General features: G+C 39.1%; 22 protein-coding genes. 18 read left to right on the plus strand and 4 right to left on the minus strand.

Annotation, left to right across the window (positions count from 1 at the left end):
* Nucleotides 1–4: 4 nt before the first annotated feature.
* The 11 genes from DX009_RS01555 to DX009_RS01605 all read left to right on the plus strand — a co-directional run bounded on the left by DX009_RS01555 (nt 5) and on the right by DX009_RS01605 (nt 12,981).
* Entirely contained in the window at nt 5–961 is a 957-nt protein-coding gene (locus tag DX009_RS01555; RefSeq protein ID WP_115082798.1) for a DUF4271 domain-containing protein, read from the plus strand.
* 6 nt (nt 962–967) lie between these two features.
* The gene (locus DX009_RS01560) at nt 968–1,717 is read left to right on the plus strand and encodes a uroporphyrinogen-III synthase (RefSeq protein WP_115082799.1); all 750 of its coding nucleotides are present in this window, start codon (nt 968–970) and stop codon (nt 1,715–1,717) included.
* A gap of 61 nt (nt 1,718–1,778) precedes the next feature.
* Nucleotides 1,779–2,243 carry a ribonuclease P protein component gene (locus DX009_RS01565; protein ID WP_006043717.1) on the plus strand — a complete coding sequence of 155 codons (465 nt, stop codon included), beginning with the start codon at nt 1,779–1,781 and terminating at the stop codon, nt 2,241–2,243.
* Entirely contained in the window at nt 2,243–2,488 is a 246-nt protein-coding gene (gene yidD / locus DX009_RS01570) for a membrane protein insertion efficiency factor YidD (RefSeq protein ID WP_006043716.1), read from the plus strand. Before DX009_RS01565 ends, yidD begins: the two co-directional genes overlap by 1 nt.
* A gap of 72 nt (nt 2,489–2,560) precedes the next feature.
* Nucleotides 2,561–3,859 carry a tyrosine--tRNA ligase gene (gene tyrS, locus DX009_RS01575; protein WP_115082800.1) on the plus strand — a complete coding sequence of 433 codons (1,299 nt, stop codon included), beginning with the start codon at nt 2,561–2,563 and terminating at the stop codon, nt 3,857–3,859.
* 224 nt (nt 3,860–4,083) lie between these two features.
* Entirely contained in the window at nt 4,084–4,794 is a 711-nt protein-coding gene (locus DX009_RS01580; protein WP_115083792.1) for a DUF4919 domain-containing protein, read from the plus strand.
* A gap of 723 nt (nt 4,795–5,517) precedes the next feature.
* Complete coding sequence (locus tag DX009_RS01585) at nt 5,518–6,510, plus strand: tyrosine-type recombinase/integrase (RefSeq protein ID WP_115082801.1); 993 nt, start codon at nt 5,518–5,520, stop codon at nt 6,508–6,510.
* A 234-nt stretch (nt 6,511–6,744) separates the two neighbouring features.
* The gene (locus tag DX009_RS01590; RefSeq protein WP_115082802.1) at nt 6,745–8,406 is read left to right on the plus strand and encodes an IS1182 family transposase; all 1,662 of its coding nucleotides are present in this window, start codon (nt 6,745–6,747) and stop codon (nt 8,404–8,406) included.
* 134 nt (nt 8,407–8,540) lie between these two features.
* Nucleotides 8,541–8,744, plus strand: a complete 204-nt coding sequence (locus tag DX009_RS01595) for a hypothetical protein (RefSeq protein ID WP_115082803.1) — start codon at nt 8,541–8,543, stop codon at nt 8,742–8,744.
* 55 nt (nt 8,745–8,799) lie between these two features.
* A complete protein-coding gene (locus DX009_RS01600) occupies nt 8,800–11,502 on the plus strand; it encodes a fimbrillin family protein (protein ID WP_115082804.1) in 2,703 nt (900 codons plus the stop codon).
* A 561-nt stretch (nt 11,503–12,063) separates the two neighbouring features.
* Nucleotides 12,064–12,981 carry an IS982 family transposase gene (locus tag DX009_RS01605; protein WP_115082805.1) on the plus strand — a complete coding sequence of 306 codons (918 nt, stop codon included), beginning with the start codon at nt 12,064–12,066 and terminating at the stop codon, nt 12,979–12,981.
* Nucleotides 12,982–13,211: 230 nt separating this feature from the next.
* On the opposite strand, the gene DX009_RS01610 is transcribed toward DX009_RS01605, so the two are convergent.
* Both DX009_RS01610 and DX009_RS01615 read right to left on the minus strand, forming a co-directional pair.
* Nucleotides 13,212–13,826: a glutathione peroxidase gene (locus DX009_RS01610; protein WP_040595445.1), complete on the minus strand. Its 615-nt coding sequence runs from the start codon at nt 13,824–13,826 to the stop codon at nt 13,212–13,214.
* 26 nt (nt 13,827–13,852) lie between these two features.
* Nucleotides 13,853–14,545, minus strand: coding sequence for an SIR2 family NAD-dependent protein deacylase (locus DX009_RS01615; RefSeq protein WP_115082806.1), 693 nt, complete (start codon nt 14,543–14,545; stop codon nt 13,853–13,855).
* A gap of 121 nt (nt 14,546–14,666) precedes the next feature.
* Between DX009_RS01615 and DX009_RS01620 the strand changes: the two genes are divergently transcribed.
* From DX009_RS01620 to DX009_RS01650, 7 genes are all read left to right on the plus strand, one after another.
* Nucleotides 14,667–15,272 carry an FKBP-type peptidyl-prolyl cis-trans isomerase gene (locus DX009_RS01620; RefSeq protein WP_006043711.1) on the plus strand — a complete coding sequence of 202 codons (606 nt, stop codon included), beginning with the start codon at nt 14,667–14,669 and terminating at the stop codon, nt 15,270–15,272.
* Nucleotides 15,273–15,317: 45 nt separating this feature from the next.
* The gene (locus DX009_RS01625; RefSeq protein WP_115082807.1) at nt 15,318–16,214 is read left to right on the plus strand and encodes an FKBP-type peptidyl-prolyl cis-trans isomerase; all 897 of its coding nucleotides are present in this window, start codon (nt 15,318–15,320) and stop codon (nt 16,212–16,214) included.
* A gap of 145 nt (nt 16,215–16,359) precedes the next feature.
* A complete protein-coding gene (locus DX009_RS01630) occupies nt 16,360–17,313 on the plus strand; it encodes an FKBP-type peptidyl-prolyl cis-trans isomerase (protein WP_115082808.1) in 954 nt (317 codons plus the stop codon).
* A gap of 144 nt (nt 17,314–17,457) precedes the next feature.
* A complete protein-coding gene (locus DX009_RS01635) occupies nt 17,458–17,922 on the plus strand; it encodes an Lrp/AsnC family transcriptional regulator (protein ID WP_006043708.1) in 465 nt (154 codons plus the stop codon).
* 49 nt (nt 17,923–17,971) lie between these two features.
* The gene (locus DX009_RS01640; protein WP_115082809.1) at nt 17,972–19,837 is read left to right on the plus strand and encodes a gamma-glutamyl-gamma-aminobutyrate hydrolase family protein; all 1,866 of its coding nucleotides are present in this window, start codon (nt 17,972–17,974) and stop codon (nt 19,835–19,837) included.
* 11 nt (nt 19,838–19,848) lie between these two features.
* A complete protein-coding gene (locus DX009_RS01645; protein WP_115082810.1) occupies nt 19,849–20,871 on the plus strand; it encodes a M28 family peptidase in 1,023 nt (340 codons plus the stop codon).
* 45 nt (nt 20,872–20,916) lie between these two features.
* Entirely contained in the window at nt 20,917–21,963 is a 1,047-nt protein-coding gene (locus tag DX009_RS01650; protein ID WP_115082811.1) for a C1 family peptidase, read from the plus strand.
* A 4-nt stretch (nt 21,964–21,967) separates the two neighbouring features.
* Here the strand turns inward: DX009_RS01650 and DX009_RS01655 are convergent, their stop codons facing one another.
* Complete coding sequence (locus DX009_RS01655; protein ID WP_006043704.1) at nt 21,968–22,672, minus strand: LytR/AlgR family response regulator transcription factor; 705 nt, start codon at nt 22,670–22,672, stop codon at nt 21,968–21,970.
* A gap of 9 nt (nt 22,673–22,681) precedes the next feature.
* Complete coding sequence (locus tag DX009_RS01660; RefSeq protein WP_115082812.1) at nt 22,682–23,734, minus strand: sensor histidine kinase; 1,053 nt, start codon at nt 23,732–23,734, stop codon at nt 22,682–22,684.
* Nucleotides 23,735–24,108: the final 374 nt, after the last annotated feature.

Below are 24,108 nucleotides of genomic sequence, written 5' to 3' on the forward strand. Positions count from 1 at the left end.
CAATATGCTGACAGCCGATTCTACAACCCAGTCGAAACTATTAAAACAATTGCGCACCTCACCTCAACCTTCTAAACATACAACTATGGTTGAGCGTGAGGCTAACAGCGATTGGCAAGTAGATACCGTAAAGGTAGCAAAAACAAAGAATATTTTACTCTGGAAGGCTCCTAAACCTCTCAATTTACGAACTATTAAGTTTGCTGAAGAAGGCTATTTTAAAGGAAATAAGTACTTCCGTCCAGAATTAGTAAGGGCACATGATGGTGTGTTGGGCGACCCCGCTCCATACAATGTAGGCAACGATAATGTTGTTGCAGGTACACTTATTGTATGTTTTGCACTGGCAATGATAGCCTCGTCTATGTCGCGCAACTTTATTGCAAGGCAGATAAAAAAACTTTTTCATCGTCCTAGTCGTAGTGCAAATATCGTTGAAACCGGACACGAAGTACGCTTTCAAGCATTCTTAGTAGTGCAAACAGCATTACTTTTAAGTATTACTTATTATCTCTTTACACGGACAACAAATAGTGGAAACGATATTTGCGATTCTCCAATATTAGCCGTAGGTATCTTCTTTGGTATCTTTTTAAGTTATTTCCTACTTAAAAATCTTCTATATACAATTGTAAATTGGGTGTATTTTGACCGAAGAAGTAACCAGCAATGGTCGCAACTAACTTTGTTCCTCGTATCTGCTGAAGGTGTTATCATTTATCCTGCAGTCTTGTTAATGATATATTTTGGACTTTCAGCGCAGTATACGCTTATTTATGCTGCAACTATTGTAAGTTTAATTAAATTGCTTCTATTTTATCAAGGATACATTATCTTTTTCAAAAGAACGGCTGTCAGTATGCAAATAATTTTGTACTTTTGCACCCTAGAACTGATGCCGTTGATGGCATTAGTAGGAATTTTGGTATATACCAATAACTATTTGACTATAATATTTTAGGACACGATGATTAAAAAGATACTTGTATCACAGCCTAAGCCAGGGAGCGATAAGTCGCCTTATTATGAAATAGCCAAGGATTTGGGTGTTGAGATGGTCTTTCGCCCATTCTTTAAGGTGGAAGGTCTTTCGTCTAAAGAGTTCAGACAGCAGAAAATAAACTTACTCGATTATACTGCTGTGGTATTTACATCTCGCCATGCGATTGACAATTACTTCAAGCTGGCTCAAGAAATGCGTATTACAATACCTGAAACAATGAAGTATTTTTGCGTAATAGAAACTATCGCACTTTATATTCAGAAGTATACGCAATATAGAAAACGTAAGATATTTTTTGGCAATTCTGGTAAAATAGATAACTTAATTCCTACTATGGTTAAGCATAAGGACGAGAAATACCTTGTGCCATTAAGTTCTGTGCATACTGATTCTATATCAACAATGCTTACCAACAATAAGTTGAGACACAAAGAATGTGTGATGTATCGTACTGTTAGTAATGATTTGACCGAAGAAGAAAAAGCATCATTCGACTACGATATGCTTGTATTCTTTAGTCCTACTGGCGTTCGTGCATTGAAAGAAAATCTTCCCGACTTTGTACAAGGCGACATCAAGATTGCTGCTTTCGGCCCAGCAACAGCCAAAGAGGTGAAAGACCAAGGCTTACGACTCGACTTAGAAGCACCATCAGCACAGCATCCTTCTATGACAGGGGCATTACGTGCCTACTTAGAAGAACAAAAGAAATAAAGAAACAAGAGAAAGATTTGCTTAAATATGCTTCTTTGAACACAAACAAGGTATACAGTTAATGCCTATATCCCATAAATTTACATTACGTAAAGAAGAACGGTTATGTAGCAAACTGCTCATAAACGAACTATTTAATGGTGGGAATAGTAGCTCAATGGTTGCTTTCCCTTTACGTGCAGTGTTTCTTATACGCAACCGTAACAATGGTTCGGCTAACTGTAAAAGTGCTGTAGCCAATGCTTCATCACAAGTAAAGATACTAGTTAGTATACCCAAAAAGTGCTTTAAACATGCTGTAAAACGTAACAGGGCTAAGCGGCAAGTGAGAGAAGCATATAGAAAGAACAAGTATATCTTGCTTGATGAATTACAAGCAAGGTCTAACCAAGAAATATTACTTGCCTTTATATGGCTCGATAATATACTCCACACAACTGTAGATGTAGAAAACAAAGTCTGTAACCTGCTCCAACGAATTAAAGAGAGATTAGAGACAAACAAAACAGACGACATTCTAGAATAATGATAAAGAAGGTTTTACACATAGTTTCGCAACTACTATCGTGGTTTCTCATAATTCCTATACTGTTTTATCAACGGTTTATTACTCCATTTACTCCTCCCTCATGCAGATTTACTCCCACTTGTTCCGAATACGCAAAGCAAGCTTTAAAGAAGCACGGACCTATAAAAGGGCTCGCATTGGCTATTTGGCGAATATTGAGATGTAACCCTTGGGGCGGAAGTGGATATGACCCCGTACCATAAATGGTGTTTACGAATATTCTATAGTACATTATATTATAATACAGCTCATACGAGCTTAAAATAAAATAAGTGATGAAAAACTTTGTTGAAGAACTAAGATGGCGCGGTATGTTGGCGCAAATTATGCCAGGAACAGAAGAGTTTCTGCAAAAGGGTATGGTATCGGCGTATCTTGGAACCGACCCTACTGCCGACTCTCTACATATTGGACACCTATGCGGTATAATGATGTTGCGCCATTTACAGCTATGTGGACACAAGCCTTATTTGCTCATTGGTGGTGCAACAGGTATGATTGGCGACCCATCAGGCAAAAGTCAAGAGCGTAATTTGCTCGACTCTGAAACACTTTACCATAACCAAGAAGCTATTAAACGGCAAGTTAGCAAGTTCCTCGATTTCGATGGCGATGCGCAAAATAAGGCGGAAATGGTTAATAACTACGATTGGATGAAGGATTTCTCCTTCCTTGACTTTGCAAGAACTGTAGGTAAGCACATCACCGTGAATTATATGATGGCGAAGGACAGTGTGAAACGTCGCTTAAATGGTGAAGCTAGCGATGGACTTTCGTTCACAGAGTTCACATATCAACTGTTGCAAGGATACGATTTCTTATATCAATACGAACATTATGGTGTGAAGTTACAGCTCGGAGGCAACGACCAGTGGGGCAATATGACCACTGGAACAGAGCTTATTCGCCGTACGCTCGGGCAAGAGGCGGAGGCTTATTGCTTAACTTGCCCACTTATAACTAAGGCTGACGGTAAGAAGTTTGGTAAAACAGAAAGTGGTAACATCTGGCTCGACCGTAATCGTACCACTCCATACGTATTCTATCAGTTCTGGCTAAACGTTAGCGACGACGACGCAGAAAAGTATATAAAGATTTTCACATCATTAGACAAACCAACAATTGATGCTCTTATAGAAGAACACAGGCAAGACCCTGGACGTAGAACGCTACAACGCCGATTAGCTGAAGAGGTTACACGTATGGTTCACTCACAGGCTGACCTCGATATGGCTATAGCTGCATCGAATATTCTCTTTGGTAAGGCTACAAAAGAGAATCTTCTGCAACTCGACGAACAGACTTTCAACGATGTATTCAAAGATGTTCCACATTACGAGGTTTCTAAAGAACTTCTAGGACAACCAGCAGTAGACATTTTTAATCAGGAGGGTATGCAGATATTCCCAAGCAAAAGCGAAATGCGCAAACTTGTAAAAGGTGGTGGCGTGTCGCTTAACAAAGAGAAGCTGCAAGCTTTCGACCAAATAATTACGGCTGATGACCTTATTGACGGTAAGTATTTATTACTGCAAAGAGGTAAGAAAAACTACTTCCTTGTAATTGTGAAGTAACTTTATAAAGTAAAAACTATATGTAAAAAGGCAATGATGGAAAGGTTTAATTAAGCCACACCACCATTGCCTTTTTTGTTTGTCGTGCTATTTTGGCTTTCTTTCCTCGCCCAGCATTAACCTATTGTTCTGCTAAAACAATAGAAAAACTATGCAATACATTTATAATATTACTCAAAAAATACGTATATTTGTCGCAAAGTTCAATTAAAACTCTCAACAATATGAAAAAAAACATAGCATTAATCTTACTTCTCGTGCTTTCTCTTCATGTTTTGGCACAGAATAAAAACCACATTATTCGTGTAGACTGGAAAGCGATAGAAAAAACTGTAAAAACTCGTCCAGACAGTGTAAAGGCGCTTATTGCTCGTTTTGTTCAACCACAAATAGATACAACTCTTACGTTGCCAGAACGCATTCTTGCCTATTACGGTCAGTCGTATATAAGTGACGGAAGCGAAACATTAGACGTAATGCAGATGGAAGATTCGCTGAAAGCTAAATCGGCTGCAGCACTTAGATTAGCCGAAAAGGCACTTACAAAGAATCCGCTGAATGCCGATGCGCTCATTGGAAAGGCTTCTATTCTGTTGAAACGTCTTGAAACCAATTCTGAAGATTCTGCCAAAGTCGCATCAGAAGCACGCTATTGTTTGCGCATTATGATGCAAATATACGATGTTATTGGCTCTACAGGCGATGGAACTGCCGAAAACCCATTTAGTGTAACCAGCGTAAGCGACGAATACAACTTCTTGCATTATTATCTCGAAATATGGAAAGTAACAGGACAGGCACTCATTATGTCGGGTAAAAACAAAGTGGCGTGCGATGTATTACACTTAGGCGAAAAGAGCAACTATTGGGATAAACCCGACATTTATTTCGATGTAACACGTGTGCTCCTATTGGAAGAGGGAACTTTTAAATAAAAGTAATAACTTATTCGTAAACTTCGCAAATGCTAATTTAGAAGGAATAACACTTGAAACACACTTCGTTATTATGCAATATGGTTTTCATTCTGCTATAAATAAGCATCTAACGAAATTCATAACCCATTAAATTCTATCCTAAAAGAGTCTGTTTCCTAATGCGAAACAGGCTCTTTTGCTATGTACTGAAATGCGGAGAAATATATCTCTATTCAGTAGCCTATAATAGCATTCTATCAAAATTGGTCGTTATATTTTGTGCAGATTTTTGTTTAATGGTTGCGCTTATAGCCTGTTTTATTATTGAAGATGTGGCAAACTACGTTAAGAGAAGAAAACAAGTAAAGTGCCCACAAGCAACCGAAAGATGAATGGAAAACAAGCACTATAACATTGTCCCATAAAGGTTATTGTCTTTTGTGATATCTAAAACGAAACTTACAGATATCTAAAACGATCGTTACAGATATCTAAAACGATCGTTACAGACGTCTGTAATAAAAGTAGCTAATATTTGTCTGGCTTTTCCAGGAAATTAGAGGTGTTCCATCGCACTTGTGTGTACCAATAGCCACAGCTTGTAGTTTCTTCTGCTATTTTCTGCTGAGCCAAATTTATATTGTTAGCGTATTATAAATAAGTCATATTCTTTTGCATATATCCTAACGCTTTTGCTTACTTTTGGCAACATTATTTTGTTAATGGTTAGAACTAAGCACTATGAATATTACAACCATCATTACACAGTTTTTTTCTTCTAAGCAAAATAAGAAAGAACGTAAAACTGTTGCTGTCAAACCAATTGTAACTTTAAACCACTTTGTAGAAACTGCCGCAAAAGGCGTAAGCACCTCTACCGTTAATAACTACCATACAGCGGTACGGTCGTTCCTGTTGTTTAATGGTGAAAACGATATAGCCTTGTCGGCTATTACGAACAACAAAATAAGGTTGTACGAACGGTGGCTGAAAGGCAACGGTGTGCGAAACAACACCATAGCCTGCTACCTGCGTTCGTTGCGTGCCATATATAATAAAGGTGTAAGTAGACACAAGGTGCGCAATGCGAAGCCATTTAAGGGTGTGTTTACGGGCAACGAACGAACGGTGAAAACCAGTCTGACCATAGACGATATCAATAGGCTTGTTGCGCTGAAACTGCCCCACTACTCGTTTCAGGCTTTTGCGCGCGACGTGTTTGTTTTCTCGTTCTGCACAATGGGACTGCCACCAGTAGACTTGTTTCGCCTTTCCTACTTGCATATAAAAGATGGAAAAATAGTCTATAGTCGGCACAAAACGGGTAGCCAAGTAGTGGTGCCTATCAACAAACAAATGGCAACTATTATAGAAAGGTATAAGCAAGACGGCTGCAACTTGCTCTTCCCTCGCTTCGCTTGTATGCGCTACCGTTCGTTCCTTTCTCAGTACAACCGTGCACTAAAGTTGTTGGCAAAGAAAGCAGATATTAAAAGCTCACTTTCGTCCTATTCGGCTCGCCACGCATGGGCAAGTATTGCAAACGAAGCAGGCGTTTCCATCAACATAATTTCGCAGGCATTGGGACATAGCAACATTGCTACAACCATGCACTATTTAGCACAGATTGACTGCAAAAAACTAAGAGAAAGCAACAACATTGTATTGGAAAACTTACGTGTTGCACCTATTGATAAGAGGTACACAAACGTCTTGGAACGGCTGCAAAGGTAGGACTTTTATTTATAAAATACAAATAATTTTAACTAAAAATCTATTGAATTATTCATAGTTCGTCTTTACGAATCGTCTGAAATATCGGTATTTACAGTTACATCTTTGTTCTGTGTGAGGGTGTGTCAAAATGTACACATCCTCTTTTTTATGCACAAAGCCCCGACTTTCTCAAGCCAGGGCTTTGCTATTTCCTAAAGTTTTTGTACCTTTAGGCATTAAAAAAATCTCATTATGACAAAGATACACTTTCGTTCTTACATACACAAGAAAATGATTCTTTTTCCTCAAAGAATTGATAAGGATATCGCAGAAGATGATCCTGTTCGTCTTTTAGACGCCTTGGTGGATAATCTTATGTTGGATAATGTCTACAAGCTTTATAAGCCCAGTGGTCGCAAGCCTTATCATCCACAAATGATGCTCAAGGTGATTCTTTACGCCTATATGAATAATATCTATTCCTGCCGTCGTATAGAGTCGCTTCTCAAGCGTGACATTCATTTCATCTATCTGGCAGGATATGAGCAGCCTGATTTTATTACCATCAATCGTTTTCGTAATCGTGCGAAAAAGGAAATCAACAATATCTTTACACAAGTCGTATTAGTACTTGCAGCCAAAGGTTTGATAAGTCTTGACGTTGAATATATTGACGGCACAAAGATAGAATCGAAAGCCAACAAGTATACCTTCGTTTGGAAGAGAACCGTGGAAAAGAACCGCGCCAAGTTGCAGGAACAAATACGCACACTCTTGCTTCAAGTTGATGATGTCATAGCGCAGGACAATGCCGCTAAGAGAGAAGGTGTCGAGTTTACTGCAGCTCTGCTCGATGAGATATCCGAGGAATTGAACAAGTCTTTGGAATCAGTCCCTGATCCTAAGACAAAAGAAGAGAAGCAGGCTGTTAGAACCAAGAAAAAACAGCTTAAAGAGCTAGAGAAGAAACGTAATAAACTCCAGGAGTATGACCAACACCTTGAGGTTATGGGAGAGAGAAACTCCTACAGCAAGACCGACCCTGATGCCACGTTTATGCACATGAAGGAGGATGCTATGCGGAACGGACAGACTAAGCCTGGATATAATCTGCAGATAGCAACTGAGAACCAGTTCATCACCGACTTTGCACTCTATGCCAATCGTACCGATACACTCACACTACCTTCTTTCTTGGAGTCTTTCAAATCACGCTATCATCGTTATACCAAGACAGTCGTAGCCGATTCAGGGTATGGGTCCGAGGAGAACTATCTGTTCATGGACGTACATAATATGGAAGCCTATGTGAAGTATAACTACTTCCATAAAGAGCAGCGTCCACGTTACACACCTAACCCATTCAGTCCCGCAAGCCTTTACTATAATAAGGAACAGGATTTCTACGTCTGCCCTATGGGACAGCATATGAAACGTATAGGCATGAAGCGTTCCCTAACCTCTAACGGATTCGTTACTTACAGCGTACGTTATCAGGCAGAACGCTGTGATGGTTGTCCGTTGAGAGGCTCATGTTTTAAGGCAAGAGGGAACAGAATTATAGAAGTAAACCACCAACTACAGCACTATAAACAAAAGGCACGGGAACTACTGACCTCTAAAGAAGGCATCAAGCATCGAGGACAAAGGTGCATAGAACCTGAAGCTGTTTTTGGACAAACAAAATATAATAAGACCTACAAGAGGTTTAGGCATTTTGGAAAAGACAAGGTCAATATGGACTTTGCCTTCTTTGCTATAGCCTTTAACATAGGGAAAATGTGTAGAAAAACCAATCTCAAGGAACTAAAAGACATTATGGAGGTACTTTTAGGCACCTTCAGATGCTCTATACAAGTTTATATAGGCTATTTAAAGCCCAATAAATCATTTTATATGAAATTAGCAGCATAGCTGCAGTAATTAACGAATTATGTGGTAGACAAGGTAAAGGGAGAATAAAAAGAGGATGTATCAATTTTGACACACCCCCAACACTTCTAAAGGATAATACACAGATTAAACGACTTTTATAATATAAATAAAAAATGAACAAAAACAGAAAAGCAAGAGAGGGTTACTTAACGCCCTACACTTTGGTACTTAGTATTGACGAAGAAAGCCATTTATTGGTACAAAGTCCACTTGTACGTCCTGGACAAGGTGGAAGTGGAAGCCAAACACAAGGAAGTATCACGGTAGAGCCTCCAACTTCTGACGATGAAAATCCAGACGATAATATAGAAGGCTAAATAACTTAAACGAGTAACAAACAACAAGTAACTAACATTTAAAAAGGAAAACAACATGAAGAAAAGTATTTTCCATTATGCGCTCTCTTCACTCTTGGTGGGTGGAATTGCGCTATCGGTAACATCGTGTGCCGACGATGATATAAATCCCAATCAAGGAAACGATGGCGACGCCCTTGTGCGTTTCAGCATAAACGACGTTCAGGAACAAGCCGTAAGTCGTGGACTGGAAATGACACGCGGAGCCATTGCCAACGGTATTACCACTGCCGACCTTGCCGGACACAAACTCGCAGCACATAGCAATCGAAACATAGACGTGTGTTTTATAGAAACCACCGTAGAAGGCGTAAACCCAATAAAAGCAGACGCTGCTACACGTGCAAAAATAAAAACCAATATAGACGATGACTTCTCGTCTACTGGTATTCGTGGTGCTGCAAGCATTCTTACAACTCCCGAATGGTTCCATGCAGAGAAAACAAAGAGCAACGGCGAACTCTACAACCCTATACGTTGGTCTATGGCTGAGCCAAACGCTCGCTTCTTTGCAGTTTATCCTTCAAAGGAGAAATATTCAAGTATGACTATTAACAATACAACAACGGTTGGTAGTCCAAATGTAGATTTCACAGTTAAGTCGAACGTAGCAGACCAAGTAGACCTAATGACCGCTTGTACTGGCGATGTACACTACGCTACACAAGGCGAACACCCAACAACCAATCTTAACTTCCGCCACGCGCTTACCGCTATTCGCTTTGCCGTTGGACAGAATCTATCATGGAATAAAACTATAGATAAAGTAGAAATACGCAATGCTGTAATGGCAAGCAAGTACACACTTTCTCAACGACTCGATGGCGTAGGTGCAGATTGGGACCACTCTACTGATACACGTGGCACAGCAACACTCTCTGGCGTAAGCGTAAGCACCAGCCGTAACCCTAATGCAACCATTATGGGAAATGCAGGCGACAACTACACATTCTATATGATTCCACAAGTGCTCACCAGCAAAGGTGTAACCGTTTATGTTCATTGCACCGATGGCACAACAATAACCGCTCCACTTAAAGGCGAATGGAAAGCAGGAACAACACGCACATATAAGTTGAGCGAAACAAACTCTAACTGGACTTATACACTAACAGCTACAGACCCTAAACTTCCTGCTAATTATAATGAAACAACATCACTACCTTTTGGTGTCCAAAGCTTTCGAGAAGACCCAGGGACCCATACAAAACAAGCCGTGCCATGGAAAGTTATAGGTTACAGTGTAGATGGAGGTATAACTTATACTACAAATAAACCATCTTGGCTTACTGCACTCAGTATAGAAACTGGTAATGGTGGAACTGCTGGCGAACAAGGTACAGCTACTCTTAGTGCAGCTGATATAAAAGACCTATTAAAAGAACGAAACGACGGATTGAAGGCTGCAACACCACTTGGCACCGCAAGTCGCTACTACGACCTTTCTACTGCAGGTGGTACAGTTGCTCGCAGCACAGCCAACAGTTATGTAATCTCTGCTCCGGGCTACTATCGTATACCACTCGTTTATGGTAACGCTATTACTGGTGGCGCAACAAATAGTAGTGCTTATATCAGTTCTGCTCCTGTAACAATAGTAGGAGGTGCTGATGTTATACTTCATAATTTTAAAGACCACAATGGGAACAACATTACAAATCCATGGATAGAAAAGAGTAACGCTGCTAATACCAATATAGATGGTGCGCACATAGTATGGGCAGATGAAGCCAGTCTTATACATCTCAGTTCTACTCCTATAGTACATGAAGGTGCAAATAACGATGCTTATTTACAATTTGAAGTTAAAGCTTCCGATATAAAAAGTGGAAACGCTGTTGTAGCTGTTACAAAAGGCAACACCGTAGTATGGTCTTGGCATTTATGGTTTGCTCCACAAAGTGCACTTACACCAATAGAAGTTACGAACCATCAGAATAAGAAATACAACTTTACAGAAGAAACTCTTGGTTGGAAACCAACAGAATGGCTTGCTACTACATATAATGCACCACGAACAGTAAAGGTAAAAGTAGAGCAAGAATATGGACCAAGCGGTAATAAAAAGATAGCTGTTTTTAATATTACACAGAATCCAGGAGGAAAGAAAGCAAGTATTGCCACATTCTATCAGTTTGGTCGTAAAGATGCGATTCCTGGAACAGATGCTTTAGCTGCAGCTAGTACTTATTCTTTCGATAATACTGCAGGTGGACGTTCTTTAGGTTATGCTATTCAACACCCTGAAAATATGTTTGGAAATGTTGGAACAGGTTATAACAGTGCAGATTGGTGTAATACTACTTACTTTAATCTTTGGTCAGTAGACAATACTACTGTAGGCTTCAAAGATGAAGCAGTTATCAAAACAGTCTATGACCCATCCCCTGCAGGTTATAAAATGCCTACTTCTAATGTATTCACAGGGTTTACAATAGATGGCGAAAATGGTACTACAATAAATCATGATGGTACCTACAATTATGGTCATAATTTTTGGACAAATAGTAATAAGAATGAAATAGTCTTTTTACCAGCAGTAGGTTGTCGTCGAATTTCTGACGGATTGTTTAGTGTTGGCGGATTTGGATATTATTGGTCAGCAATACCTAAAAGTACAGATAGTGGTTGTTATATGTATTTTAATGGAGGTTTTGTATTCCCATTGAGTCTCAATGGACGTGCAGACGCATTTGCAGTCCGACCTGTTACAGAATAATTCATATAATGTATGGTGTGGCATATATGCTACTAAATACATATAGTTTCAGTTAATCTATTTTAATTCAATGTGTGGTGGCGACGTGAGTCGGTGCCACACTTCTAAAAAAGAATATCATGAGTGCACACAGGTATACTATGGCACAAATGAAAAACAAAACAAATGAAACAAAGAATGTCCACACCGAATTATGTAAATACAACCACATATCACAATGGGTGTACGTGGGTAAATAAATAACTATATTGTGGAATTGCAATTTTATATTCTGACGCAAGTAGGACTTGTAAGGCACGGCAGTAGGACTCGTGGGGCACGGCAGTACATTTCGTTAATATTAACAATTGCGACTGTCTGACTTAATTTTCTGACTAATGAACACAGCTGTGCTTTCATCAGAAGGTTAATTAATCTGTTCGCAATAAAATAGAATCAGTCAAGATGCTAATACCTATTAACCTGAACTCGGGATAAGAATAATACTCAAAAAAGTTGGTAATCTCGTTATATTTTTGTAACTTTATAGTTGAAAATCAATAACTTACAATTAATATAGCGATGATTACCAAAGACAAAATTACCGAAATCTTTTGTATTGCAGATGACTTTTGCAAAGAATTTGAGTCAGAAATTGATAAAATAGGGCTTCCTAATGATACCAAGTGTAAGCATCGCCTTCGTAAATGGCGTATGAGCAAGTCAGAAATCATAACCATAATGATCTGTTTTCATTTTAATTCTTATCGTAACTTTCAACATTATTATATGTTCTTTATCAAGGAGCATCTTGCAGATATGTTTCCTCATCTGTTATCCTATAATCGTTTTTTGGAGCTTGAAGCTAGAGTTTCGGTAGAAATGATGATGTTCTTGCAAATATGTTGTTTTGGCAGATGTACTGGTATTAGCTTTATTGACTCTACCTGTATCCCAGTCTGCCATAATAAACGTATTTACCGCAATAAGGTTTTTAAGGATTATGCTACCAGAGGCAAAAGCACAATGGGTTGGTATTTTGGATTTAAACTGCACCTTATATGCAATGAACGAGGGGAAATTCTCAACTTTATGCTTACCAAAGCCAATGTAGATGATAGAGATGAGAATGTCTTTAATAGGCTGACTGATAATGTTTTTGGAAAATTATTTGCCGATAAAGGATACATCTCTAAGGGACTATTTGAAAAATTATTCAATGATGGCATTAACTTGGTAACAGGTATAAGAAGTAATATGAAAAACAAGTTAATCCCAATATATGATAGACTGCTTTTAAGAAAAAGATCTGTAATTGAAACTATCAATGACGAACTGAAAAATGTAGCACAATTGGTCCACTCTAGACATAGAAGTGTACTTAATTTTGCTATGAATGTATTATCAGCAATGGCTGCATATAGCTTCTTTGAAAAGAAACCTGAAGTCAATTTAGATTTCTGCATAGAACAACACAACGGTCAACTTTCTTTGTTCTAAAAAAACAGTTTGTTTTTGATAAAAAGGAGTAGCCTCAATCTAAGACGATTGAGGCTAAATGGGTTTTAGGATAAATAAATTAGAGTAATAAAAAGAAACTTATCCCGAGTTCAGGTTATTACGATAAAAGCGATTGTTACGCACAACATAACAATCGCTTTATTTTGTCTTTGTTTTAGAAGAGTAGTTATAACTACTTAACAAGTATATTCTGTTGTTCTCTCTCCCTTTTATTTTATTTTCAGCACTGCACGAATACCCGCTTCAACATCTTTCATATCGGCTGTAGGCTCAAAACGGTCTACAACGTGTCCTTCACGGTCTATTAAGAATTTTGTGAAGTTCCACTTAATACTGGGGTCTTTCGCATAATTAGGATTCTGCTTACTGAACTTTTCGTCGAGATACTTACCAATTTGGTTGTTAGTATCGAATCCTTTAAACCCCTGTTGTGCTTTTAAATAGGTGTAGAGAGGTAGCTCTTTATTGCCGTTCACATCTATTTTTTCGAATTGTGGGAAGGTAATGCCATAGTTTCCCGTGCAAAATGCTCTGATTTCGCTCATAGTACCAGGTGCTTGTGCGCCGAATTGGTTACATGGAAAGTCGAGAATAACCAATCCTTGTGCCTTATAAGTATCGTATAGTTTTTGTAAAGCCTCGTATTGCGGTGTAAAACCACACTTTGTAGCAGTGTTTACAATAAGCAAAACCTTTCCTTTATACTCTTTTAGTTTAACTACACGTCCATTGGCATCTTTCGCCTTAAATCCATACACATTTTTTTGTGCAACTGCAGAAATCATAAACAATACACCTATAAGTGCTAATATAAATCTTTTCATCATCTAATTATTTTGTTGTTGTTTATCTATAATTCTTTTATTAACTCACGCATACCTTCACTCGCACCTTTTCGAATAACCGTAATATTCGTGTCATATTTTGAGTCTACATCATTTGGATCTATTAAATAGACAGGTACCTCTGTACGAACATAATGAATTAAACTTGCAGCAGGATAAACATTGAGCGATGTCCCGATAATAACAAAGATATCAGCTTCGGATACCTCTTTAATTGCAGGTTCTATCATAGGAACACTCTCTCCGAAGAAAACAATGAATGGGCGGAGCAAACTTCCATCGCCAGCTTTTTCGTCAGGCATCACGTTAGGAGCATCTTCTGTAAGTTCTTTTCTATATTTCGGATTGTATGCATCGGCACTCGAACAAACCTTCTTCAACTCTCCATGCAAATGGATAACGTTAGTAGAACCAGCCATTTCGTGCAAATCGTCTACATTTTGTGTAATTACAGTAACCTTATATTTATCTTCCAGTTGTTTTATGAGTAGGTGTCCATCGTTAGGTTTTGCAGTAAAAAGTTTCTTTCTCAAACCATTATAGAAGTTGTTTATAAACTCTGGGTTATCTTCCCAAGCCTCGTGTGTAGCCACTTTTTCTACCGGATAATTCTCCCATAGTCCATCGTTGCCTCGAAAAGTCTTGAAACCACTTTCCACCGACATACCTGCTCCTGTTAAAAATACTATTTTCTTCATATCGGCATTTTTGCTTATTGATTTCACAAATTTAGTAATTTTAATTAGATATATGCTATACTATCCTTTAAAAAATAGTATCTTTGCACATTAATAATATTTAAATAAGAAAAGAAAATCAATGGACAAATTAAGCTACGCCTTAGGTATCGGCATAGGTACACAGCTCAGCGGAATGGGAGCAAGCAATTTAAACATCGACGATTTTGCTCAAGCAATCAAAGATGTAATAGCTGGCAACGAATTGAAAGTAGACAATAAAGAGGCACAAACCCTCGTAAACAATTTTTTTGCAGAGCAACAAGCAAAGCAAGAGGCTGCAGCTGAAGAAGCTGGTAAGGTTGCTAAGGCTGTAGGAGAAGACTTTTTGGCAGAGAATGCAAAGAAAGAAAATATAGTAGTATTACCTTCTGGACTTCAATATGAGGTTATTAAAGAAGGAAATGGCAAGAAGCCAAGTGCAACAAGCCAAGTAAAATGCCATTACGAAGGTACTCTCATTGATGGAACTAAGTTTGATAGCTCGTACGACCGTGGTGAGCCTGCAACATTCGGACTGAACCAAGTGATAGCAGGGTGGACTGAAGGTGTACAACTTATGAGTGAAGGAGCTAAATATCGCTTCTTTATACCTTATAACTTAGGCTATGGCGCACGTGGTGCAGGTGCATCTATCCCTCCATATTCAGCATTGGTATTTGTAGTAGAGCTTATAGAGGTGCTCTAAATAAGTGAGAATATAAAGTAGAAAACAATAATATAATAAAGAGAAATGAAGAAATTTACAGTTGTAGCCGCATTGGCTATCGCCGCAGCAAGCTTTACAGCATGTGGCAATCAGGCTCCAAAAGAGGATCTAAAGTCTGATGTTGATTCTTTAAGCTATGCCTTTGGTGTAGATCAGGGTCAGGGTGTTAAACAGTATTTGAAGCAGATGAATATCGATACAGCTTACATCAACGAGTTCATTAAAGGTTTGAACGATGGTGCAACAAGTATGGACGATAAGAAGAAAGCTGCTTACAATGCTGGTGTTGGTGTTGGTATGAATATGAATATGGTTATTAAAAACCAAATTAACAAGAGCATCTTTGGTGAAGATTCTACTCAATCAATATCGCTAAGCAACTTCCTCGCAGGTTTCGCAGCAAGCGCAAAGGGCGACAATAAGAGTATGAGTTTGGAGAAGGCACGCCAGATAGAGCAAAGAGTTCCACAAGCCATACAAGCTAAAACAGCCGAGAAAAAGTATGGAGAGAACAAGAAAAAGAACGATGCTTTTATGGCTAAAATAGCAAAAGAACCAGGTATGAAGGCTCTGAAGCAAGGTGTTTACTATAAAGAATTAAAGGCAGGAACAGGTGCAAAGCCAACAGCATCGCAAGTAGTAAAAATTAACTACGAAGGTAAAACTATCGATGGCAAGGTGTTCGATAAGAACGAAAATATGCCAATGCAGATAGGACAAGCTGTTCCAGGCTTCAATGAAGCATTACTAAATATGCCTATTGGTTCTAAATGGGTGGTTTATATTCCTTACGCAGCAGGTTATGGAGCACAACAACCTAGCCCCGATATCAAACCATTCTCAACATTGATATTTACTATAGAGTTATTATCTGTTGAAAAGCCAGCAGCTGAAGCTCCAGCAACAAAACCAGTTAAATAACCTGAAATAGTTATTTGTACAATATTATGTAATAAGGTGGGTTGGGAAATGATTAGCCCAATCCACTTTTTCATTACGATATTATTTCATGGGAAACAACACAGGAATGCTCGCTGTCAGTATTCCTATTTAAACGAAAAAGACAATGAAGAAAATTGCAATTATGGCATTGCTCGTTGTGGCAAGTGCAGGCTTTAGCACGGCAAACGCACAGAGCAAGAAAGAGAAGAAACAGAAAAAGCAAGAGCAAATAGAATCAATAGCAATCACAACACCTGTCAGCGATGAGCCCGCAATAGATATAACGAAGTTCGATTCGTTAAGTTACGCAGCGGGAATGAATGCAACACGCGGGTTGGAAGAGTATATTTCAAGTCAGTTAGGAGTATCAAAAGAACAGCTTCCCGACTTTATACGTGGACTGAAAGAAGGTATTTCAAAACGTAAAGACACCTCTTTCTCTGCTTACACAGCAGGTCTGCAAATTGCAGCACAGGTAGAACGGAGTATGCTTCCTAATATACAAAAGCAGTTTAAAGGTACATCAGCCGACATAGATGAAGACCTGTTCTTTAAAGGTTTTGTAGATGCGCTAAAGCAAGATACAAGCTTTATGAAGCCCGAAGCCGCTCAAACATACTTTGCGAAGAAACAACAGCAGTTGGTAGAACAACGTAACGAGGCTGTGAAAGTTGCAGGAGAGAAGTTCCTCGCAGCCAATAAAAAGAAGCCAGGGGTAGTTACTTTGCCAAGCGGATTGCAGTATAAGATACTCGTTAAGGGCAATGGTGCAAAGCCAGGCAAGGACGATCAGGTTAAAGTTGTATACGAAGGACGTACCATAGATGGCAAAGTGTTTGATTCGACAGCTCGTCATGGGACAGAGAGCGATACCTTTGGAGTTGGAAGACTAATAAAAGGGTGGACGGAAGCTCTTCTGTTAATGCCTGTAGGTTCTAAGTGGGAAATCTATATTCCACAAGAATTGGCATACGGTGCACGAGGTGCAGGTAACGATATCGCACCTTATTCTCCGCTCATATTCACTCTTGAATTACAAGGAATAGTACCAACTACAGTGGGAACTCAAAGCAAATAACTTTAGAAAAAATAACAAAGTGTGCACAGTGGCACACTTTTTTTATGCTTTTCTATTGCCTGTTTCATTTAAAATGTCTACTTTTGCTTTCAAATTGTAAACTAACTTACTTGTTGTAATAAGCAAGTCAGAAACAGTATTGATATGGATAAGATAGACAAATTAGACAGAAAAATTCTCGGTATCCTTTCGCTGAATGCTCGAATACCGTTTAAAGATGTAGCAGCAGAATGTGGAGTATCACGTGCTGCAATCCATCAAAGAGTTCAACACCTTATTGAAAATGGTGTAATTGTGGGCAGTGGCTTCCACGTAAATCCCAAAAGTCTTGGTTACACGACCTGTACTTATGTTGGTTTAAATCTTGAGCGCGGATCTATGTATCGCGAAGTAGTAGAACGTATTAGTTCTATTCCTGAAGTAATAGAGTGTCATTTCACCACAGGTTCATACACTATGCTCGTTAAACTCTTTGCAAAAGACAACGAACAACTTATGGATTTGCTTAACAATAAAATACAAAGCATACCTGGAGTAGTTTCTACTGAGACGCTGATTTCGCTTGAACAGAGCATAAAACGTGAAATACCAATTAGCGAAAATCTCTAAACTGTACAACTTGTGCGTTGCTTCTATCGTCTATTAAAATAAAATTACAATGCAAAATTATGATTTAGATGCCCATTTAGCAGAACTTTATGACCATTATCCCGAAGGAACTAGCAGACCAGTCATTGGTATTGTTACCAATTTTGCAGACCAAGACGTTACCATTCGTGAAGTTTTCCATAAACAAGTGATAGACGCAGGAGGTACGCCACTACTTATTCCCCCCACAACAGATACACAAGTAATTGTTAATATACTTAATCGTATAGATGGACTTCTACTTACTGGTGGGGCAGATGTGAACCCTTTGTGGGAAGGAGAGGAACCTATTCGCAATATGGGTAGTATAAACAATAAACGTGATCTTTCCGAATTGCTCACAACACGCTTAGCTTACAATAGGCAGATACCTATTTTTGCAGTTTGTCGAGGCTTGCAAGTATTAGCTATAGCGTTGGGTGGGAAGGTACAACAGCATATTTACGACCCCTATATTGTTGAAGAGACCGAAGAAAAGAAGCTCACACGTATGAAAAGTGTTACCACTTTGCGTCCTGCAAAGCTCAAACACGACCAGAGCGCATCTTTCAACGAACCTACACATAGCATAAAGATAGCTCCCGATTCTGTGCTTTATTCCATATATAAGCAAGAGAAAATATTTGTAAATTCATTCCATCATCAAGCAGTTTCTATGCCTGGTAAACGATTTAAAGTTACAGCATACGCTCCAGATGGTGTAATAGAATGTATGGAAAGTGCAGAATTTAAACCTATAATGGGTGTCCAGTGGCACCCAGAGTGGTTAGAAGAAGATGGTCAGAAACTATTTAAATGGTTCGTAAATGAGGCTGATAGCTTCCGAACAGCTAAGCAATTGCATACAAGGATACTTACTCTTGACACTCATTGCGACACTCCAATGTTCTTTCCACAGGGCGTAGACTTTGCCAAACGTGATCCACGTATACTTTATGACCTACATAAGATGACGGAAGGACACCAAGATGCTGTTACAATGGCAGCTTATTTGCCACAGCCACGTATAGGAGAAACGTTCTCATCAAAGATAGACGTAGAAGGATTAAAGCAATTTAATCCTGAATTGACTGATGTCTTGAATAACCTTACACCTACATCTTATGCCGATTTAATCTTCAATAAAATAGAGAAAATAGTAAAAGATAACAACCGTTACCTTAGTATTGCTCGTACACCGTCCGACCTTTATGAGGACAAACGTAAAGGACGAAAGAGCATTATGTTTGCTATTGAAAATGGTCTGGCATTAGAGGGCGACCTTGCTAATGTGAAATATTTTGCACAACGAGGGGTTACATATATCACTTTGTGTCATAATGGAGATAACGATATCTGCGATTCGGCACGAGGAAGTAATCTTCATGGTGGGGTTAGTAAGTTTGGTGCTGCTGTGATACGCGAAATGAATCGCAATGGTATTATGGTCGATCTCAGTCATGGTGCAGAAAAAAGCTTTTACGATGCTCTTGAAATTAGTAGCCAACCCATTGTGTGTAGCCATTCTAACAGCAAAGCTCTCTGTAATGTACCCCGAAATCTTACCGATGACCAACTACGAGCGTTAGCTAAGAAAGGCGGTGTTGCACACATTACACTCTATCATGGTTTCTTACGTAAAGAAGGGACAGCCTCTGTTCTCGATGCTATTGCCCATTTAGAGCATGCTATCAGCATAATGGGGATAGACTATGTAGGCATTGGAACTGATTTTGATGGTGATGGAACTGTGTGTGGAATGGCAGATGCAAGCGAAATGATTAACTTTACTCGCCATCTGCTTGCACGTAAATATAGTGAGCGCGATATAGAAAAAATATGGGGAGGTAACTGGTTGCGAGTTATGGCACAAGTACAAGCAGCTAAACAGAAATAAAAGAAACGAAAATGAACGGGAATATAAAGTTTTTTTGTAGTGGCATAGCAGTGTTTTTATTTGCAGTTTTTACATTTAGCTGTAAGGGTAAAGCCACTAATAACAATACAGGAGATAGCGATACGGTAGCTGCTGCAAAACCTATTGGACCTAAGTTTAACCCTGATTCAGCTTTTGCTTACACGGAAGCACAGTGCAATTTTGGTCCCCGTACTATGAATTCGTCGGCTCACGACAAGTGCGAACAGTGGATTATAGCTAAATTTAAGCAATATGGCTGTGAAGTTCAGACACAAAAAGCAGATCTGAAAGCTTATGATGGAACGGTATTAAAGTCTACAAACATTATCGCTCGTACCAACCCAAAGGCACAACAACGTGTTTTAGTGTGTGCACATTGGGATAGTAGACCATGGGCAGATAACGATCCAGACTCAACAAATCATAAGAAACCTGTTATGGCAGCTAATGATGGAGCCTCTGGTGTTGCCGTTATGATAGAGCTGGCACGCCAGATACAAGCAGATAGTGTGCCTAATGTGGGAATCGATTTTGTTTGTTTCGATGCCGAAGATTGGGGAGTACCACAGTGGGAGACCCAGTATCAAGATCAGTCTGGAGACAGTTGGGCTTTAGGCTCTAATTATTTTGCAAAGAACTTACCTCTTGCTATCCGTCCTAAGTTTGGTATTCTGCTCGATATGGTTGGAGGCGAAGGCGCTCAGTTCTATAAGGAAGGAATGTCTCTACAATATGCTCCTGATGTGGTAGACCGTGTATGGAGAGCTGCAAAAAATGCTGGCTTTGAGTCGTATTTTCCAGAAACAACAGGTGGAATGGTTACTGATGACCACGAACCTCTCAATAAAATAGCTGGCATTCCTACCATTGATGTTATTCCATATTATCCTGATTGTACCCAAAGTTCGTTCGGACCAACATGGCATACTGTAAGCGATACAATGGAACACATAGACCGTACAACATTGCAGGCAGTAGGACAAACGCTCATTCAGCTAATTTATAGTATATAAAAAAGGTATTCAATAAGAGTATTATCTTATTGAATACAAACAAAAATGAAGAGAATAGTTCCTATAATAGGTGTTTTGCTACTTTTCGTAGGGTGCGCAAAACAGTCAGAACAACAGATTTCTACTCACCATTTTACCAATGAGGTGAGGCTACAAACCACCCCTGTAAAGAATCAGGGACAGAGCTCGTTGTGCTGGGTATATGCTATGCTAGCAACAATAGAAACTGAACACTTAATGCAAGGCGACTCTGTAAATCTTAGTCCCGACTATGTTGCACGTATGTATCTTGCAGAACAAGCTCGAAGACTACTGCTAACACGTACCAGAAATGCTTGTTTACCCAATCAAAGCACCACTATTACTACTCGTGGAATGAGTAGTATGTTGATAGACCTTATTGCAACATACGGTTTATACCATTTTGATGCTTATCATAAGCACGAAGGCGCACCTTATAAAGTACTAGAACGTAAACTTAGTCAAGCAGTTTTAGCACCTAAAACTGGAGATATTACCGAACAGATGAACTATATTAATGGAATTTTAGACGATGAGATAGGTGCTATTCCCCGACAAGTATTTCTTTACCGTGCCTCTTACACCCCACAAGAGTTCGCCCATAGTGTATGTAGAAACAACGAATATCTGGCGTTAACAAGTTTTACACATCACCCCTTTGGTACTTACTTTCCTTTGGAAGTGCCCGATAACTATTTTCACGATACTTTTTTTAATGTGCCTATCGATACTTTGATGTATCGTATAGAACAGTCTGTGCGTGCAGGACATCCTGTTTGTTGGGAAGGTGATATTTCGGAAGATGGTTTTTCGTTTGCTAACGGTGTTGCAGAATTAGACAATGACGCCCAGCAACCTACACAGGCGCAACGTCAGGAAGCTTTTGAGACCTATCAAACTACCGACGACCATTGTATGGAAATTATAGGGATTGCTCACAATGAGAAGGGTTACAAATACTTTATTTGTAAGAATAGTTGGGGCAAAAACAATCCATTTGGTGGCTTTATGTATCTAAGCTATAATTATGTTCGACTGAAAACCATTGCTGCTTATATGGTGAGAGTTTGAAAAACTATGGTTTTCGTTCTTCCAAATATTGCTTGAAAGTTACAAGAAAAGCATCGGTTACATGTATAATCTCGTTACCTATGTAAATACAATCATTTCTATCAACTTTTCTTATTTTATCTAATGCAACGATGTACGAACGGTTTACACGCATAAAATTGTTGGTTGGCAACAACTCTTCTGCCGTTTTCATAGTCATGTGTGTAACCAATCGGCGATTGGAAAGGTGGAAAATAACGTAATCCTTCATTCCTTCCACATACACAACATCGTCCAACTGCACTTGCTGTAGTTCTCCGTCTACCTTCAGAAATACCGTTGTGTGCTGGTTGTTTTGCGGTTGCAATGCCATCTCAAACCATTTTTTAGCCTTTTCGGCTGCTGCAAGAAACTTGTTATAGCGTATTGGCTTCAGCAGAAAGTCGAGCGCATTCACTTCGTAACTGTCGAAAGCATATTCCTTAAAGGCGGTTGTAAATATAATGCGGGTATGCGATGGTACCATGTGCGAAAGCTCCATACCATTCATGTCAGGCATTTGAATATCGAGAAACAGCACATCTGCACTATCGTTTGTTATGGATTGCATAGCAGCAACCGAGTCGGTAAACGATGCTTTGAGTGTCAGAAATGGTGTGCGTTCTATGAAATTCTCCAATAAGCGGATAGCCAGCGGTTCGTCATCGACGATGATACACGATAAATTCATGGGTAGGTATTAACTCTTTACATTTATTTTTATACTCAACTTGTAAACTCCTTGTTCCACCGTTTGGTGCATTTCGTAGCATTTAGCATACATCAGCTCCAAACGTTTACGCATATTTTCTGTACCGATGCCGCTACCGCTACGGTTGCAATTGCCTTTTGGGTGGTTACTGTTCTGGCACGAAAACAACAGAAAACCATTATTTTTGGTTAGCGAAATATCTATAAACGATGGTATACCGCTACTTACACTGTGCTTAAAAGCGTTCTCAATAGGCGATAAGAATAACAGGGGAGCAATGGTTTGTGTTGTATCGGGAACATCAAAATGCGTTGTTATCTTCACGTTTTTGTCGCAACGCAGTGCCATAAGAGAGATGTAGTTCTTCATAAAATCAATTTCTCCACTCAATGGAACCTCTTTTTGTTGCGTTTCGTAGAGTGCATAACGCAGCAAATCGGATAGTTCGCCAATGGAGTTTTGCGCCTCATCGGCATCAATCTGTGTTAAAGAAGAGATGTTATTTAGTGTGTTAAACAGGAAGTGCGGGTTTAGTTGGTTCTTTAGCCAAGCCAATTCGGCTTCTGTATTGCGCTGTTTTTCTTCTAAAAGTTGTTTCTGAAGATTGTTCTGTCGTATGAAGTAGCGTACAGATATAGCGGCAATCGCCACGACATAGTTAAGAACCAGCCAGATGATAGCGAACTGATAGTGGTACAAATGTACCACCACACCATGGTCTGTATTGCTGCGTGGGAAGAACAAGTCGTAGTTCAGTAAAAATACCAAGGCAAATTCTACCAACCAAAACAACCATCGGCGCAGCTTACTTTTATCTTCGTAGAGATACGGAACAAGCACATAGAAGTTTGCCATAAAGACCACGAGGAGCAGAAAGAACATAACAGCGTTGGTGCGCACCGATGCCGTTGCCACCCATGGGTCGCGTTCGGTGATATATACCACTACACACCACGTTGCAGTAAGCATAAAGTAAATGCCTATCTGTGCAAGAAATATAAGTACATTGCGCTTCTTTAACCACGCTTTTATTGTCTGCATAATATTTTTATTGTTGCAAATGTTGTTTCAAACCACCACAAAGGTAACCTTATTATGCTGTATCTACAAATTAATTTCGACGAACTACCACAGTTCTTCGACGATTTTGCATCTCTAATTTCCTTGAATACGCACACTATGGAAGTGTAAACACTTTTACAAACTTAAAAGCTCGTATAATAGACTTACAATCAACACTGCATAAAAGCATTTGTTTTGCCCTATAAAACAAATGCTTTTGGAACTTTAAATTGTAGAATAGACAATATAAAACTAAAACTATTGCTCCCAACTAAAATAATATTCATAAAATAAGTATCTGAGAATTGCAGTATCTCTATATTCTTAGAGTTCTTATAAATATAAGAAATAAT

The sequence above is a fragment of the Prevotella pallens genome (assembly GCF_900454935.1).
Lineage (GTDB): Bacteria > Bacteroidota > Bacteroidia > Bacteroidales > Bacteroidaceae > Prevotella > Prevotella pallens.

What these genes read in the sequence shown, in the direction of transcription:
- DX009_RS01555 (WP_115082798.1), top strand. Translation starts at nt 5, where the DNA reads ATGCTGACAGCCGATTCTACAACCCAGTCGAAACTATTAAAACAATTG.
- DX009_RS01560 (WP_115082799.1), top strand. Translation starts at nt 968, where the DNA reads ATGATTAAAAAGATACTTGTATCACAGCCTAAGCCAGGGAGCGATAAG.
- DX009_RS01565 (WP_006043717.1), top strand. Translation starts at nt 1,779, where the DNA reads ATGCCTATATCCCATAAATTTACATTACGTAAAGAAGAACGGTTATGT.
- yidD (WP_006043716.1), top strand. Translation starts at nt 2,243, where the DNA reads ATGATAAAGAAGGTTTTACACATAGTTTCGCAACTACTATCGTGGTTT.
- tyrS (WP_115082800.1), top strand. Translation starts at nt 2,561, where the DNA reads ATGAAAAACTTTGTTGAAGAACTAAGATGGCGCGGTATGTTGGCGCAA.
- DX009_RS01580 (WP_115083792.1), top strand. Translation starts at nt 4,084, where the DNA reads ATGAAAAAAAACATAGCATTAATCTTACTTCTCGTGCTTTCTCTTCAT.
- DX009_RS01585 (WP_115082801.1), top strand. Translation starts at nt 5,518, where the DNA reads ATGAATATTACAACCATCATTACACAGTTTTTTTCTTCTAAGCAAAAT.
- DX009_RS01590 (WP_115082802.1), top strand. Translation starts at nt 6,745, where the DNA reads ATGACAAAGATACACTTTCGTTCTTACATACACAAGAAAATGATTCTT.
- DX009_RS01595 (WP_115082803.1), top strand. Translation starts at nt 8,541, where the DNA reads ATGAACAAAAACAGAAAAGCAAGAGAGGGTTACTTAACGCCCTACACT.
- DX009_RS01600 (WP_115082804.1), top strand. Translation starts at nt 8,800, where the DNA reads ATGAAGAAAAGTATTTTCCATTATGCGCTCTCTTCACTCTTGGTGGGT.
- DX009_RS01605 (WP_115082805.1), top strand. Translation starts at nt 12,064, where the DNA reads ATGATTACCAAAGACAAAATTACCGAAATCTTTTGTATTGCAGATGAC.
- DX009_RS01610 (WP_040595445.1), bottom strand. Translation starts at nt 13,826, where the DNA reads ATGAAAAGATTTATATTAGCACTTATAGGTGTATTGTTTATGATTTCT.
- DX009_RS01615 (WP_115082806.1), bottom strand. Translation starts at nt 14,545, where the DNA reads ATGAAGAAAATAGTATTTTTAACAGGAGCAGGTATGTCGGTGGAAAGT.
- DX009_RS01620 (WP_006043711.1), top strand. Translation starts at nt 14,667, where the DNA reads ATGGACAAATTAAGCTACGCCTTAGGTATCGGCATAGGTACACAGCTC.
- DX009_RS01625 (WP_115082807.1), top strand. Translation starts at nt 15,318, where the DNA reads ATGAAGAAATTTACAGTTGTAGCCGCATTGGCTATCGCCGCAGCAAGC.
- DX009_RS01630 (WP_115082808.1), top strand. Translation starts at nt 16,360, where the DNA reads ATGAAGAAAATTGCAATTATGGCATTGCTCGTTGTGGCAAGTGCAGGC.
- DX009_RS01635 (WP_006043708.1), top strand. Translation starts at nt 17,458, where the DNA reads ATGGATAAGATAGACAAATTAGACAGAAAAATTCTCGGTATCCTTTCG.
- DX009_RS01640 (WP_115082809.1), top strand. Translation starts at nt 17,972, where the DNA reads ATGCAAAATTATGATTTAGATGCCCATTTAGCAGAACTTTATGACCAT.
- DX009_RS01645 (WP_115082810.1), top strand. Translation starts at nt 19,849, where the DNA reads ATGAACGGGAATATAAAGTTTTTTTGTAGTGGCATAGCAGTGTTTTTA.
- DX009_RS01650 (WP_115082811.1), top strand. Translation starts at nt 20,917, where the DNA reads ATGAAGAGAATAGTTCCTATAATAGGTGTTTTGCTACTTTTCGTAGGG.
- DX009_RS01655 (WP_006043704.1), bottom strand. Translation starts at nt 22,672, where the DNA reads ATGAATTTATCGTGTATCATCGTCGATGACGAACCGCTGGCTATCCGC.
- DX009_RS01660 (WP_115082812.1), bottom strand. Translation starts at nt 23,734, where the DNA reads ATGCAGACAATAAAAGCGTGGTTAAAGAAGCGCAATGTACTTATATTT.